The following is a 13,280-nucleotide window of genomic DNA, read 5'->3' on the forward strand; positions in this document are numbered from 1 at the left end:
TTTGCAAAACCTGAAATTTTGAAAACGAAAATGAAATATGGACATTCTAAAATTATTAATTATATTTGCTGTCTAATTATAGTCATTTTAAGTATGCTTAAATCACTTTTCAATTGGAAAGTTTTATTGAACTTAGCTGTTGCCATAGGTGTTTTCGTTGGGTTGGTTTGGCTTACATTCCGTTGGCTGGAGTATCATACCAATCACGGTCAGGAAATTCCTGTTCCCAATATTGTCAATAAATCCGTTTATGAAGCCATTAAAATTTTAGATGATTCAGGTTTAGAATATGAAGTTGATAGTCCTCAGTATAATCCTAAATACAGGCCTTTCCAGGTGTTGCAGGTGTATCCTTCACCGGGTTCAAGGGTTAAAGACGGAAGAGCAATTTTATTAAAAGTAAATCCGAGAACCTGGGCTAAAGTTGAAGTTCCGGATGTTATCAATAAATATTCTGGTCTTGCTTTCCAGAGACTTGAACAGGTAGGATTAAAAGTAGGAGATACCATCTTTGAACCAAGTATTCAGAAAGATGCGGTCTTAAGAATTATGTTCAAAGGGGCAGCTGTAAAACCAAAGACAAAACTACCGAGATTTTCTGTGGTGGATGTAGTCATAGGTTCAGGGCCGATGAGAAATATTTCAATTCCTAATGTTGTTGGTCTTACCGTGAAAGAGGCAAGAGCCGTGATTGCAAGAAGCATGTTTGAAGTAGGCCTTGTAGAGCATGAAGACGGAAGTAAAGATGAATCTGATATTATTTATTATCAGGATCCTGCAGCGGGAGATGTCAGGGATCAGGGAATGCAGATGGATCTTTGGGCAAGTAAAAGAACTCCGGCGGAGCTGAGAGCAAAAATAGAAGAGCTGAATTCAATCTATAGGATGAAAGTGGATACAGGACTGCCGCCTGTTCAGTATCAGGAAGTTCCGGCTTATCATGAGCCAACCTATCAAGAGCCTCCAATGCCGGCAGCACCGAAAAAAGAAAGTCCTAAGCCTTCTACGGAAGCTCCAAAGACGGAAGCTCAGAAATCAACAGTGAAAACATCAGGTTCGGTAAACGAAGGAAACAAATCCAGAACGACAGCTTCCAATACAGGTACCCCGAATAATGTAACTTCAGGTAACAGACCTGCGGCCACGGCAACACAAAAAACGGCTGAAAAACCGAAGGCTAAAAAAAGTCGTGATAGATTAATTTTTTAATAATCATAAAAATACAGGCTTCAACTTTTATGTTGAAGCCTTTTTGTATAAAAAGTAAAACAATGGCAGAAGATAACGAAGAATTTTCAGATGAAGAATTATTAGATCAGAACAGTATTGATAATATCGATATTGACGAGGAAAATAAAGGACTGTACGAACACCTCAATATCACTGTGGATAAGAGCCAGGAACCTTTAAGAATAGATAAGTTTCTATTGATTTTTCGTCAGAATTCTTCAAGAAATAAAATTTCACAGACCTGTAGAGCCGGAAATGTCATGGTGAACGGAATTCCTGTAAAAAAAAACTATCGTGTAAAACCGGGAGATCAGGTTTCAGTGCTTTTGGCACATCCGCCGAGAGAAAATGTCATTATCCCTCAGAATATTCCTATTAATATTGTCTACGAAGATGATGATCTGATCGTGGTAGATAAAGATCCCGGAATGGTAGTACATCCCGGATTCGGCAACTGGGACGGAACCTTGGTGAATGCATTAGCTTATCATTTTGAACAGCAAGGTGAAAAATCTGATCTCGACAGAGTAGGGCTTGTTCACAGAATTGATAAAGACACATCCGGACTTCTTGTGATCGCAAAAAATGAATTTGCTTTAAGTTTTTTGGCGAAACAGTTTTTTGACAGGAAAACGAAGAGACTTTATTGGGCTTTTGTCTGGGGAAATGTACAGGATGATGAGGGCACAATAACGGGGCATATCGGCCGCCATCCCAAAAACAGGATGCAGATGCACACGTATGAAGACGGTAGCCAGGGGAAACATGCCGTGACCCATTACAAGGTTCTGGAAAGATTCAGATATATGACCTGGGTAGAATGTAAACTGGAGACAGGAAGAACACATCAGATCAGGGCGCATTTCAAGCACATTGGCCACACTCTGTTTAACGATGAAAGATATGAAGGCCATACGCCTCTCCGTGGAGTGAATCTTCCTAAGTATAAGCAGTTTATAAAAAATGTATTCGAAATTCTTCCAAGACATGCACTGCATGCACACACTTTAGGATTTATACATCCCACTACCAGAAAGGAATTATATTTTGAAAGCCCAATGCCGAAAGATATGGCGGATGCTGTAAAAAAATGGAGAAATTATTTAGAAAACTAAAAATATATTGAGAATTTTTTTATATTTGTTGAATTGAAATCAAGATTTGTTATGAGAAAACTATATGCTATCGTATGTTTAGCTCTTTTGTCAAATGCATACAAAGCACAAGAAACATTACCATACTATCAACAATACCTTTTGGATGGTGATTTTCTGTTCAACCCGGCACAATACGGAAAGACCGACTATGTGCAACTTAATCTTAACTATCAGCAGCAATTTTCGAAGTTCAGTGAGTCTCCAAACGTACAGTCTGTGGGGATTAACGCGAATATTTTTGATAGAGTAGGTGCGGGTTTATCTGTATTCAGAGACAGTAATGGTCCTATTTCTGCAGGAGGTATTACGGCTGGTGCTTCATATTTTATTCCTCTTAGCAGTGAAGGAGACAGAAAAGATCAGTTCTCTTTCGGTACAAGCGTGAGCTTCTACAACATGAATTTTGATTATTCAAAAATTAATACTCAGGATGCTTCAGATCCTTTATTACAGGGAAGTGAAAGTAACATCTTCATGGCATATGCCAATTTTGGGGTAGCGGCTACTTACAGTAACATCTTTGCTTCGGTTTCCGTGAATGATATCGCTCTTACAAACGATGAGGCAATCGTAAACGGACGTGAGCCTTCTCCAATTAAATTCTTCTTAAATTTAGGATGGGACTGGCATTTTGCAGATAATATGTATGTAACACCATCTGTATTGATTAACTTAAATACCAACTCTACAAGAACTATTGACGGTAACCTTATGGCTACGTTCTTTAATGATATCAACTCATTCTCTTTCGGAGTAAACTACAGAACTGTTCAGAACAGATTTGACAGTCAGCAGTTGCAGATCGCTCCGGTAGTGAAAGTGAGATTCAATAAATTTATGATAGGTGCTACCTACAACATCGGTTTGTCTGATATCCAAGAGTATGGAGGAAATAGCTTCATGCTTGGGGTAGGATATAACTTCGATAACTTCATTAACCACAGAGGTTATAGATATTAATTGATTTAATTTAAATAAATTTGAGCTCTGAATTTTCAGGGCTTTTTTTATGATCTATATTCACATTCCCTTTTGCAAACAAAAATGCAGCTACTGCAACTTTCATTTTTCAACATCTTTAAATTTTAAAGATGAAATGCTGACTGCGATGAAAAAGGAGATTTTCCTGCGAAAAGATGAATTGCAAAACAAAAACTTACAGTCGCTTTATTTTGGTGGTGGCACGCCGTCCATCCTTTCATCAGATGAAATAAAATCTTTAATTGATGAGGTTTTAAAACATTTCAGTTTTGAAAATAATATCGAAATAACACTGGAAGCCAATCCCGATGATTTAGATAAAAACTTCCTGAAAGGTTTAGCCGGTTCACCGATCAATCGTTTATCCATCGGAACTCAGAGTTTTTTTGAAGAAGATTTAAAATTAATGAATCGTGCCCATACTGCATCAGAAGCAGAAGGTTCCATCAAAAGAGCGCAGGATTTCGGATTTGAAAATCTAAGTATTGATTTAATTTATGGCTCACCAACTTCCAATCTGGAAATCTGGAAAGAAAATTTAAATAAAACAATTGCGCTGGAAGTACCACATATTTCCTCATATGCTCTTACGGTAGAACCCAAAACGGCCTTAGAAAACTGGATCTTAAAAGGAAAAATAAAGAGTCCGAAAGAAGAAGAACAGAATAAAGAATTCTACTATTTATCAGATTTTCTAAAAGATAACGGATTTGAACATTACGAAGTTTCCAATTTTGCAAAACCTGGCTTTTATTCAAAACATAATTCTTCGTATTGGAAGTATAAAGAATATTTGGGAATTGGACCATCCGCGCATTCTTACAACGGATTTGAGATAAGAAGCTGGAATGTCGCCAATAATAGTCAATATATTAAGAAATTAAATTCAAATATTTTGGCTAAAGAAGAAGAATTGCTTTCTACGGAAGACCAGTTTAATGAAATGATTATGATTGGTTTACGGACAATTTGGGGAGTTGATCTCGGAAGCTTAAAAGAAAAGTTTAATGATAAAATATTGGAACATTTCCAATTTGAAATCAAATCTAAGCTGGAAGAAGAAATTTTAATCATTGAAAACAATCATTTAAAAATCCCTGAAAAGCATTGGTTCATGGCAGATGGTATTGCTTCTGATCTGTTTATTATTTAAGTCGTGAATTTGAATCCCAATATTCGAAGAGCACTTTGTGAAAAACTTCTGAAATCCCACATCCCGCATCCAACAATTTCACTATTTTTGTATAAAATTTTAACTCAGTTTTGAAAACTAAAAAGCAAGATTATTCGCATCTTTCAGCCAAGCAACCTATCGGCATTTTTGATAGCGGAGTGGGAGGTTTAACGGTGGCTAAAGAGATCAAGAGACTTCTTCCTCATGAAGATCTTATTTATTTCGGGGATACAAAACATCTTCCGTACGGTGAAAAATCAAAGGAAGCCATTATCGAATATTCTACCAAGATCACCAATTTTCTGTTAGACCAAAACTGTAAAGCGATCGTTATTGCCTGCAATACGGCGACGGCGAATGCTTTAAACGAAGTAATGCATTCTGTTGCCGGTAAAGTTCCTGTAATCGATGTTATCAATCCTGTCGCGGAGAAAGTTTCTTATGAAATCCACAACAATGTTGGAGTTATTGCGACAAAGGCGACGGTGAATTCAGGTCTGTATAAAAAAAGTATTAGAAAGCACAACAAATGGATTAAAGTGGATGAATTGGCAACGCCTCTGCTTGTTCCTGCAATTGAAGAAGGTTTCAAGAATCATCCGATCACTCATGCAATTATTTATAATTATTTGAGTAATAGTAAATTGAAAAATATTGAAACACTGATTCTGGGCTGCACCCATTATCCATTACTCATTGACGAAATCAAACAGTATTACGGAAATCGTGTCCGTGTGATCGATTCTCCGAATATTGTGGCCAATCATTTGAAAATTATTTTGGATAAATATAATTTGCTGAATGATCAGAATCCAAAACCGAGCTATCATTTTTATCTTTCAGATTTAACGAAAAACTTTGAAAAGATCTCAAAGAAATTTTTTGGAAAATCGATTGATTTAGAGTTAAAAGTATTATAAAATAAAAGCTGTTTCGCGATAAGAAACAGCTTTTTGATTTTCTATAAATACAGGTTTTATTCTCCAATTTCTGTATTTTCTTCTTTATTCGGTTCAAAAAAACTGAAACTTACATTTCCGTATTTTCTGGTGTCGAATAAGTTCGTATGATCAAATTTCATACGGCTTTGATGCTCAATAACCAGAACTCCGTTTGGTTTTAAGTATTTATTGTTTAAAACTAAAGAAATAATTTCCTGATATTTTTTCTCCTCCATTTCGAAAGGAGCATCAGAAAAGACAATTTCAAATGATTTTTTATTTCTGAATTTTTTCAGCCAGTCAAAAACATCTCCACGCTGAACATTGATCTGTAACGCCATATCCAGTTCGGCAGCCGTAGCATTAAGAAAAGCGGTGTGCTTAGGGTTCATTTCTACAGAAGTTACATCCTTACAGCCTCTTGAAGCGAATTCAAAGCTTATTGAGCCAATACCGGCAAATAAATCAAGCACAGAAATCGACTGCATATCATAAGTGTTTTCCAAAATACTGAAAAGGGCTTCTTTGGCAAAATCCGTCGTCGGTCTTACATCAAAATTCTTTGGAGCTGCTATTTTTTTGGCTTTCCATTTGCCTGAAATGATTCTGTACATAAATAGTTGGGTTTTAGATTGTAGACATAGCATGCAGGTAACTTAAACCTGATAACTGCTTCCTGTAACCTAATTTAGTATAAAATTTTTATTCGGAATATTATCGAATATGATTTTTAAATTTTTCACGAATTTCTGCAGTTCTGAAATAAAAGTTTCATTTTCAGTAGTTTCTCCATACGCAAAGAAGTTGGTTTCATTGATTCCGAAACCGATTTTGCTTAAAGTAAACATGATGAAATACAAAAAATCCACTTCAGAATTTACATCCAGATTATTATATAAAATAACTTTCTTGCTGTCTATCGCAAAAAATTCACACTGATTGTGATAAAGGTTGATATGAATCTCCTTATTGTTTTTATTATGAATTGAATTCAGAAACTTTTCGCCGGAAAAATTAAAATTAACAGGCACTGCAAGCTCTTTAATCTTTTTATAAAAATTCTTCGGAAAAGTATAATAAAACTGAACTTTGAATTTCTCATTGATCGACAGCATCAGTTCTTCTTTTTCCTTGTCAATCGGTGCATTGAAGGCGATCAGATCAAATCCTGTTTCATGTTGGGAAAAACCTTCCGGCATCAAAGTAAAGTGATTGAGGGCGGAAATGACATGAATTTCATCAAATCTTTGTTTGATTAATACCTCATCCAGCTTATCTGAAATAAGATTTTCCGGAGATTCTTCATCTACGAAATACGATTTTTCTTCCACAATGCTTTTGTTTCTGGCAATCTGGTACGTCAAACCGTCTTTAGTGAAAAGTAAATTAAGTATATTCATATTTCAATTCCTGCAAATTTAGTGAAATTCTACCATTACTGCACCTGATTGATGATGAAGTATCTCCTTATTGTAAAAATCAAGTCCGGTCTGGCTTTGCAAAACATCTAAAACCATTCTCTGAAGAATTCCGTCACCAATTCCGTGAACGATTTCTAATCTTTTAAGGTGGTTTTTTCTGCAAAAATTCAACGTTTCTAGTAATCTTTCCTTTTGAATGAATAACCTTTCAAAACTGTCATAATCATTAGGGTTTTTAACCAGATTATGAAAATGCAGATCCAGAATCAAAGCATTTTTCTGATGCTTTTTAGAAATATTTTTTTTAGGTTCTGCTTTTTTTTACAATTTTAATGTTTTCGTATAAATCAGAGTTTTTCGGAACCAGTTTTTCCTTCGAATACTGATGCGTAAAACCATATTCATCTTTTAAAACAACAGTATTTCCGTTAACCGAAGTTACAACTCCGCTCAAATCTTCATCCACTACAGAAACTTTATCACCAATTTTCATATTTTATTTTAAAACTTCGGTCCTAATTCTATAATTTCCAAATCCTTAATTTCTGAACCATCAATCACAAAACGCATCATTGTTCGCATTTTGTGCCATCCCTGTTTTCCGCAGGCTCCCGGATTGAGATGCAGCAGATTATTCTTCGGATCGAACATCGCTTTTAAAATATGCGAATGCCCTGAAATGAAAAGCTTCGGAGCTTTTTCAGCAATTTCCTGTTTTGCCAGTGGCGTATATTTTCCGGGATAACCTCCGATGTGAATCATCAAAACTTCTACATTTTCACAAAAGAAACGGTTCACTTCAGGAAATTCAGTGCGTATTTTTGCATTGTCAATATTTCCGTAAACTCCTTTTAAGGGTTTTATCCTCTCAAGCTGCTCAATCACTTCCATACTTCCGAAATCACCGCCATGCCAGATTTCATCAGCCTGTCCGGCATATTCTAAAATACGGTCATCAATGTAGGAATGAGAGTCAGAAAGTAGGAGGATTTTGGTCATTGATTAAAAATTCTTTACAAAGATAAGATTTGAAATTATTTTTTGTGACTATTTACGAACATCTTTACGATCAGTTGTCTTCTGTAAGATTTGTAGATAAGCTATTTGAATGTTCAGATTTTACTTCAAATAGTATTGAATCAAAATTTAAAGTAATGATTAAACGCAGAGAAAAGTATATTTTTATTAATGAATAAACTAAAGGAATTTCCTTCAGAGACGGATGATTAAGCGTAGGCTTGATAGCAGATGAAATCTGCCCTCTTTGCTTTCCTTAAACGATTTAAACTGAAAATGAAAACTTTGCGTTTTTAATTGTTATTGAATATAATTAAAAAGATTAAACAGCTTTATTTACTAAATTTGAAAAAAATTAAAAATGAAGCAGAAACTTTCTATTTTCCTTCTTTTGCTCACGGTTGGTTTTGCCAACGCACAGGTTGAAGAGAAAAAATTGGATGAATTAATACAAAACACGCTGAAAACATTCGATGTGCCGGGTATGTCGGTTGGTGTTATCAAAGACGGAAAAGTTATTTATTCCAAAGGCTTTGGAGTACGTTCTTTAACGACGAAACAGCCTATGGACGACAATACGCTGGTAGGAATTGCCTCCAACTCCAAAGGTTTTACCTGTACAGCTCTGGCAATTTTAGCAGATGAAGGAAAATTAGACTGGGACGATAAAGTTTCCAAATATATTCCTGAATTCCAGATGTATGATCCGTATGTTTCTCAAAACGTTACCATTAAAGATCTGGTAACCCACAGAGCTGGATTAGGATTGGGACAGGGCGATCTGATGTTCTTTCCGGAAGGTGGAAATTTAACGGTAAACGATATTGTTCACAACGTACGCTATTTAAAACCGGAAAATCCTTTCAGAACAACTTTGGATTACAATAATATTATGTTCATCGTTGCCGGTGAAATTATTCACAGAGTTTCGGGATTGAGCTGGGCAGAATTTATTGAACAAAGAATCATGAAGCCTGTCGGAATGACCTCAAGTTTCGGGAGCTATAACAGAGCTAAAGCAGTTGCGAACAAAATTGATGCTCATGCACCGGTGGATGGTAAAGCCATCGCTGTTCCTCACGACTGGAACGAAACAGCCAATGCAGCCGGAGGAATCTTGAGTAATATTAAAGATATGACAGTCTGGGCACAATGTCTTCTGAACAATTTCACCACCAGAGACGGAAAGAAATTAGTTTCAGATAAAAATGTTCAACAGCTTTGGAATTTACAGATTCCAACTGCAGTAGCAGCGAAAAGTCCTTACGATACCAATTTTTATGGATATGGAATGGGCTGGTTTTTAAGTGATATCAAAGGACACAAGCAAATTCAACACACCGGCGGATTGATAGGGACGGTAACACAATTTACGCTGATCCCGGATATGAAATTGGGAATTGTGATTTTGACGAATCAACAGTCCGGAGCAGCTTTCAATACGATTACCAATACGGTGAAAGATTCTTATCTCGGCATCGCAGACCGTAACTGGCTGAAAACGTACGGAGACCGAATGAAAAAAATGGAAGAAGGTTTTGACAAGCAGAAAAAAGAAGCTTTTGCTAAATCTGAAGCTTTCCAAAAGGATAAAAATCTTCAGCCAAAACCGGAACAGTTTGTCGGAACGTATAACGATAAATGGTTTGGAGATGTAGAAGTTGCAAGACAAGGGAATACGTATAGAATTTCATGCAAAAATTCTCCAAGATTAAAAGGTGAACTGTTGTCATTCTCCAATAATTCCTTCATTATCAAATGGGACGACAGAAGCTATGATGCCGATGCTTATATTGTTTTTGATTATGACGAGACAGGAAAGGCTCAGTCTGCCAGACTAAAACCAATTTCTGATGTTACGGATTTCAGTTTTGATTTTGATGATCTGGATTTAAGACGAAAATAATTTTAGAAAAATCATTCAGGGGATGATTATCAATAGGGACGGGCTTTAGCCCGTCTTTTGTTTGAATGGAGAAAAAAGGCTTTAGCCAAAAATTATTGATTAAGTTTAAACTTTTTATTTAACCGCAAAAGTCACAAATGCTTTTTAACACATGAGTCACATTAGATTAAAGAATAAAAACTTTATGAATATTTTAGAACACATGAGTTTTTAAAAATCTCTGATTTTTATTTTTTTGAGAACTTCACATATTTTAAAAAGTATTTTAAAATCTTTTGTAACTTTTGCGGTGAAATTTATAATGTTTTATTGGTAGTGAAGAATCTTAATTATTTGATTTATAAAGACAAAGTCTCTATTTACAGACGATTTATTTAATTTTTCCCGGATCATAAAAGAACAATAGTCTCTTTTTTTGCTCCGTCAAATTCAGACCAGGAATTGCAGTCGATTTCAAAGCCGGCGACACCGCATGTCGGAAAATGAAAAATATCCTGGGAAATAGAATTGGCAAAATTGGAAATTCCGTTGTTATGGGAGAAAAGAGCAACCGACTCATGCCTGTCGTCCAGGTCATAAATCACCGATTCAAAATTGCTTTCTGAAGGATTATAAAGTCTCTCATTCGTAACGATGCTGATGTGGTAGTCCTGATTGAAGATTTTGCACGTATTTAATGCGCGAACTGCAGGACTCGAGATAAAATAATCGATGGCCACATTATTATTCTTCATGAATCTGGACATTTGCATCGCTTCTTCTAAACCCTTGTCTGCCAATGGTCTGTCGAAGTCGTCTGTTTCTTCCGGCCAGTCACTTTTAGCATGTCTTACGAGAATGAGTTTCTTCATAATTACGTTTTTGGAAAATTAAATTTATAAAAAAAATAGCGGAATAAAAACATGATTTATAAAAAAAATGTGTTTGGAATAAAATCATTAAAATTTACTAAATTTGCAAACCTATGGGACAAATCCTTGCAATAGACTACGGAAAGGCTCGTTGTGGCATTGCTGCAACGGATGACATGCAGATCATTGCAAGCGGTCTGGATACTGTACAGACTCCATTGATGATTGAATTTCTGAAAAAATATTTCAGTGAAAACAAAGTAGATGAAGTTGTGATAGGACTTCCTATAGATTTGAAAGGAAATATTTCCGAAGTGGAAACTGATATTTTAAAATTTATAGATATTTTTAAAAACGAATTTCCAATGGTTAAAGTCAACCGCTTCGATGAAAGATTTACATCCAAAATGGCTTCGTTTTTTATCTCCCAAAGCGGAAAAAATAAAAAGCAGAGACAGCAGAAAGGATTAATAGATAAAGTAAGTGCAACCATCATATTGCAGAATTTTTTAGAACAGAAAACAAGATGATTTTACCGATAAGAGCCTTTGGTGACCCCGTTTTAAGAAAAGTAGGAAAGGATATTGATAAAGATTATCCCGACCTGCAGGAATTGATAGAAAACATGTTCGATACCATGTACAGCGCCAACGGAATTGGTCTGGCTGCACCTCAGATCGGACTGGATATCCGTCTTTTTGTGATCGATGTAAGTCCTTTGGCGGAAGATGAAGATTATGACGATATCAAAGATGAGCTGGCAGAATTCAAAAAAGTTTTCATTAATGCGAAAATTCTTGAGGAATCCGGGGAAGAATGGAAATTTAACGAAGGATGCCTTTCTATTCCGGATGTGAGAGAAGATGTGAAGAGAAAAGGGACGATCGTGATCGAATATTATGACGAAAATTTTGTGAAACATACAGAAACTTTTTCCGATATTAGAGCCCGCGTAATCCAGCATGAGTACGATCACATTGAAGGAATTTTATTTACCGACCATTTAAGTGCCTTGAAAAAGAAACTGGTAAAAGGTAAATTGACAAAAATCACCCAAGGTGATGTAAGCATCAATTATAAAATGAGATTTCCAAAATAGTTTACAATACAATAAATAAAAAAATAAAGAGCAAAAAGTTGTCACACTGAGCCTGTCGAAGTGCAATAACGATTTCAGAAATACAAAAAATAAAATTATGCTGTTAGAAAAAATAATTTCAATTTCCGGAAAACCAGGACTTTTTAAATTAGTTTCTCAATTAAGAAACGGATTTATCATTGAAGATGTTACAACAAAGAAAAAAGTAAGTATTGGTAATTCAAGCCAGGTAAGCTTATTGGATAATATCGCCATGTTTACTTTTGATAAAGAAGTTCCTTTGTTCGAAGTTTTTGAAAATATTGCTAAAAACTACGATTACAAAGAAGCGATTCACCATAAAGCAAGTGATGCTGAACTAAAAGAATTTATGACGGCTTCTCTTCCAAACTACGATACGGAAAGAGTTTACGCTTCAGACATCAAGAAATTAGCACAGTGGTACAATATTCTTCATAAAGCAGGATACATTACTCCTGAAAGCTTCGTAAAAGCAGAACCAGAAACGTTGGATGGTGAACCGGCAACGGAAGAAGTAAACGTAGAAAAAGAAGCGCCTAAAAAAGCAGCGCCGAAAGCAGAAAAACCAGCAGCTCCAAAAGTAAAAGCAACTTCTGCCGCAAAATCTGCTCCGAAAAGCACGCACAGAAAACAGGGATAATTAATTTATCTTATTTAAAATATGAGCCTCGTCAGATTTGATGAGGTTTTTTGTTTTAGCTTAAATAAAGAATATTCTACTATTAAATCAGTATAAGTATGGATTGCCGTAAACGTGAATAATTTGTTATTATTACATTTGTTAATTGATCTATCAATAGAATTTGGCTTATAGTCTATCAGTTTCAATATAGAATAAAATTATATGAAAAAAAGAATTTTGAGAAATTTCATACTTAGTATAGAATACTTTGCTTTATTAGGTTCTGTAATTCTTATAGGATACTCTATTAAGAATTCCAATTGGGAAATTACTGCAGCTGCATTGGCGGTAATTGCAGCAATAATTGCAAATTTTAATTCTCAACGTATTTCCTGGAAACAGGAAGACGAATATGAGGCTGATATTGATATTAATTTTGATTTAAAAACGCTTAGCAGAAAGGTATTGTTCGTAATCGAAAATACTGGTGGTAGTAGAGCTTATAACGTAAACTTCAGTGTTTCTCCAGAATTGGAAGTGATTAATAATCAAATAATAAAAAATGGTAATATAAATTTTATTGACAAAAAAAGAAAGAATACAATATAATGTATTTTATACTGCTGATATGTTTGCTCAAAATTTAAGTGGTGAAAGACCTAAAAAATATATAGTTGAGTATTCATTTTCGCAATCTGAAAATGGAAGACTGATTAAAAGGCAGAAGACAATTTCTATTGAACAATATAGAATGACAACTTCACCAGATTCTGATTTAGAAGATTTTTATATAAAAAATAGCAATATTTCAGAAAAATTAGAAAATTTAGAAAAAGCAATTTTAAAAATTAGAAAATGAC

At 35.0% G+C, this 13,280-nt stretch carries 17 protein-coding genes; 11 read left to right on the plus strand and 6 right to left on the minus strand.

Going from position 1 to position 13,280, the window contains the following annotated elements; genetic code table 11:
• Window positions 1–93: 93 nt before the first annotated feature.
• The 5 genes from AAHI02_RS16300 to murI all read left to right on the plus strand — a co-directional run bounded on the left by AAHI02_RS16300 (window position 94) and on the right by murI (window position 5,462).
• On the plus strand, window positions 94–1,209 hold the full coding sequence (locus tag AAHI02_RS16300) for a PASTA domain-containing protein (protein WP_346984136.1): 1,116 nt from the start codon (window positions 94–96) through the stop codon (window positions 1,207–1,209).
• A gap of 62 nt (window positions 1,210–1,271) precedes the next feature.
• Window positions 1,272–2,345 carry an RluA family pseudouridine synthase gene (locus AAHI02_RS16305; protein ID WP_346984137.1) on the plus strand — a complete coding sequence of 358 codons (1,074 nt, stop codon included), beginning with the start codon at window positions 1,272–1,274 and terminating at the stop codon, window positions 2,343–2,345.
• Window positions 2,346–2,396: 51 nt separating this feature from the next.
• Window positions 2,397–3,347, plus strand: a complete 951-nt coding sequence (locus tag AAHI02_RS16310; RefSeq protein WP_346984138.1) for a PorP/SprF family type IX secretion system membrane protein — start codon at window positions 2,397–2,399, stop codon at window positions 3,345–3,347.
• Between the two features lie 49 nt (window positions 3,348–3,396).
• Window positions 3,397–4,521 (plus strand): radical SAM family heme chaperone HemW, encoded by a 1,125-nt coding sequence (gene hemW / locus AAHI02_RS16315; protein WP_346984139.1) that lies wholly within the window; start codon window positions 3,397–3,399, stop codon window positions 4,519–4,521.
• A 110-nt stretch (window positions 4,522–4,631) separates the two neighbouring features.
• Window positions 4,632–5,462 (plus strand): glutamate racemase, encoded by an 831-nt coding sequence (gene murI, locus AAHI02_RS16320; protein WP_346984140.1) that lies wholly within the window; start codon window positions 4,632–4,634, stop codon window positions 5,460–5,462.
• 56 nt (window positions 5,463–5,518) lie between these two features.
• Here the strand turns inward: murI and AAHI02_RS16325 are convergent, their stop codons facing one another.
• The 5 genes from AAHI02_RS16325 to AAHI02_RS16345 form a co-directional block, all read right to left on the minus strand.
• Window positions 5,519–6,097 (minus strand): RsmD family RNA methyltransferase, encoded by a 579-nt coding sequence (locus AAHI02_RS16325; RefSeq protein ID WP_346984141.1) that lies wholly within the window; start codon window positions 6,095–6,097, stop codon window positions 5,519–5,521.
• A 69-nt stretch (window positions 6,098–6,166) separates the two neighbouring features.
• Complete coding sequence (locus AAHI02_RS16330; RefSeq protein WP_346984142.1) at window positions 6,167–6,883, minus strand: DUF3822 family protein; 717 nt, start codon at window positions 6,881–6,883, stop codon at window positions 6,167–6,169.
• 18 nt (window positions 6,884–6,901) lie between these two features.
• Window positions 6,902–7,174, minus strand: a complete 273-nt coding sequence (locus AAHI02_RS16335; RefSeq protein ID WP_346984143.1) for a Smr/MutS family protein — start codon at window positions 7,172–7,174, stop codon at window positions 6,902–6,904.
• 34 nt (window positions 7,175–7,208) lie between these two features.
• Complete coding sequence (locus AAHI02_RS16340) at window positions 7,209–7,397, minus strand: hypothetical protein (protein WP_346984144.1); 189 nt, start codon at window positions 7,395–7,397, stop codon at window positions 7,209–7,211.
• Between the two features lie 8 nt (window positions 7,398–7,405).
• The gene (locus AAHI02_RS16345) at window positions 7,406–7,903 is read right to left on the minus strand and encodes a metallophosphoesterase family protein (protein ID WP_346984145.1); all 498 of its coding nucleotides are present in this window, start codon (window positions 7,901–7,903) and stop codon (window positions 7,406–7,408) included.
• A gap of 379 nt (window positions 7,904–8,282) precedes the next feature.
• On the opposite strand from AAHI02_RS16345, the gene AAHI02_RS16350 reads away from it, so the two are divergent.
• The gene (locus tag AAHI02_RS16350; protein ID WP_346984146.1) at window positions 8,283–9,827 is read left to right on the plus strand and encodes a serine hydrolase; all 1,545 of its coding nucleotides are present in this window, start codon (window positions 8,283–8,285) and stop codon (window positions 9,825–9,827) included.
• Window positions 9,828–10,216: 389 nt separating this feature from the next.
• Here the strand turns inward: AAHI02_RS16350 and AAHI02_RS16355 are convergent, their stop codons facing one another.
• Complete coding sequence (locus AAHI02_RS16355) at window positions 10,217–10,678, minus strand: histidine phosphatase family protein (RefSeq protein WP_346984147.1); 462 nt, start codon at window positions 10,676–10,678, stop codon at window positions 10,217–10,219.
• A gap of 113 nt (window positions 10,679–10,791) precedes the next feature.
• On the opposite strand from AAHI02_RS16355, the gene ruvX reads away from it, so the two are divergent.
• The 5 genes from ruvX (at window position 10,792) to AAHI02_RS16380 (ending at window position 13,279) form a co-directional block, all read left to right on the plus strand.
• A complete protein-coding gene (gene ruvX / locus AAHI02_RS16360) occupies window positions 10,792–11,208 on the plus strand; it encodes a Holliday junction resolvase RuvX (protein WP_346984148.1) in 417 nt (138 codons plus the stop codon).
• Window positions 11,205–11,777: a peptide deformylase gene (gene def / locus AAHI02_RS16365; protein WP_346984149.1), complete on the plus strand. Its 573-nt coding sequence runs from the start codon at window positions 11,205–11,207 to the stop codon at window positions 11,775–11,777. The genes ruvX and def overlap by 4 nt, the downstream gene beginning before the upstream one ends.
• A gap of 97 nt (window positions 11,778–11,874) precedes the next feature.
• On the plus strand, window positions 11,875–12,438 hold the full coding sequence (locus tag AAHI02_RS16370) for a DUF5606 domain-containing protein (RefSeq protein ID WP_346984150.1): 564 nt from the start codon (window positions 11,875–11,877) through the stop codon (window positions 12,436–12,438).
• Window positions 12,439–12,642: 204 nt separating this feature from the next.
• The gene (locus tag AAHI02_RS16375; protein ID WP_346984151.1) at window positions 12,643–13,029 is read left to right on the plus strand and encodes a hypothetical protein; all 387 of its coding nucleotides are present in this window, start codon (window positions 12,643–12,645) and stop codon (window positions 13,027–13,029) included.
• Entirely contained in the window at window positions 13,001–13,279 is a 279-nt protein-coding gene (locus AAHI02_RS16380; RefSeq protein ID WP_346984152.1) for a hypothetical protein, read from the plus strand. Before AAHI02_RS16375 ends, AAHI02_RS16380 begins: the two co-directional genes overlap by 29 nt.
• Window position 13,280: the final 1 nt, after the last annotated feature.

This window comes from Chryseobacterium sp. POE27 (genome assembly GCF_039727685.1).
In the GTDB taxonomy this organism is placed as follows: Bacteria; Bacteroidota; Bacteroidia; order Flavobacteriales; family Weeksellaceae; genus Chryseobacterium.

Bases quoted from the DNA above. Each gene is read 5' to 3' on its own strand.
- AAHI02_RS16355 (WP_346984147.1), bottom strand. From the start codon at position 10,678: ATGAAGAAACTCATTCTCGTAAGACATGCTAAAAGTGACTGGCCGGAA.
- AAHI02_RS16345 (WP_346984145.1), bottom strand. From the start codon at position 7,903: ATGACCAAAATCCTCCTACTTTCTGACTCTCATTCCTACATTGATGAC.
- AAHI02_RS16375 (WP_346984151.1), top strand. From the start codon at position 12,643: ATGAAAAAAAGAATTTTGAGAAATTTCATACTTAGTATAGAATACTTT.
- hemW (WP_346984139.1), top strand. From the start codon at position 3,397: ATGATCTATATTCACATTCCCTTTTGCAAACAAAAATGCAGCTACTGC.
- AAHI02_RS16350 (WP_346984146.1), top strand. From the start codon at position 8,283: ATGAAGCAGAAACTTTCTATTTTCCTTCTTTTGCTCACGGTTGGTTTT.
- def (WP_346984149.1), top strand. From the start codon at position 11,205: ATGATTTTACCGATAAGAGCCTTTGGTGACCCCGTTTTAAGAAAAGTA.
- ruvX (WP_346984148.1), top strand. From the start codon at position 10,792: ATGGGACAAATCCTTGCAATAGACTACGGAAAGGCTCGTTGTGGCATT.
- AAHI02_RS16370 (WP_346984150.1), top strand. From the start codon at position 11,875: ATGCTGTTAGAAAAAATAATTTCAATTTCCGGAAAACCAGGACTTTTT.
- AAHI02_RS16325 (WP_346984141.1), bottom strand. From the start codon at position 6,097: ATGTACAGAATCATTTCAGGCAAATGGAAAGCCAAAAAAATAGCAGCT.
- AAHI02_RS16330 (WP_346984142.1), bottom strand. From the start codon at position 6,883: ATGAATATACTTAATTTACTTTTCACTAAAGACGGTTTGACGTACCAG.
- AAHI02_RS16300 (WP_346984136.1), top strand. From the start codon at position 94: ATGCTTAAATCACTTTTCAATTGGAAAGTTTTATTGAACTTAGCTGTT.
- AAHI02_RS16310 (WP_346984138.1), top strand. From the start codon at position 2,397: ATGAGAAAACTATATGCTATCGTATGTTTAGCTCTTTTGTCAAATGCA.
- AAHI02_RS16340 (WP_346984144.1), bottom strand. From the start codon at position 7,397: ATGAAAATTGGTGATAAAGTTTCTGTAGTGGATGAAGATTTGAGCGGA.
- AAHI02_RS16305 (WP_346984137.1), top strand. From the start codon at position 1,272: ATGGCAGAAGATAACGAAGAATTTTCAGATGAAGAATTATTAGATCAG.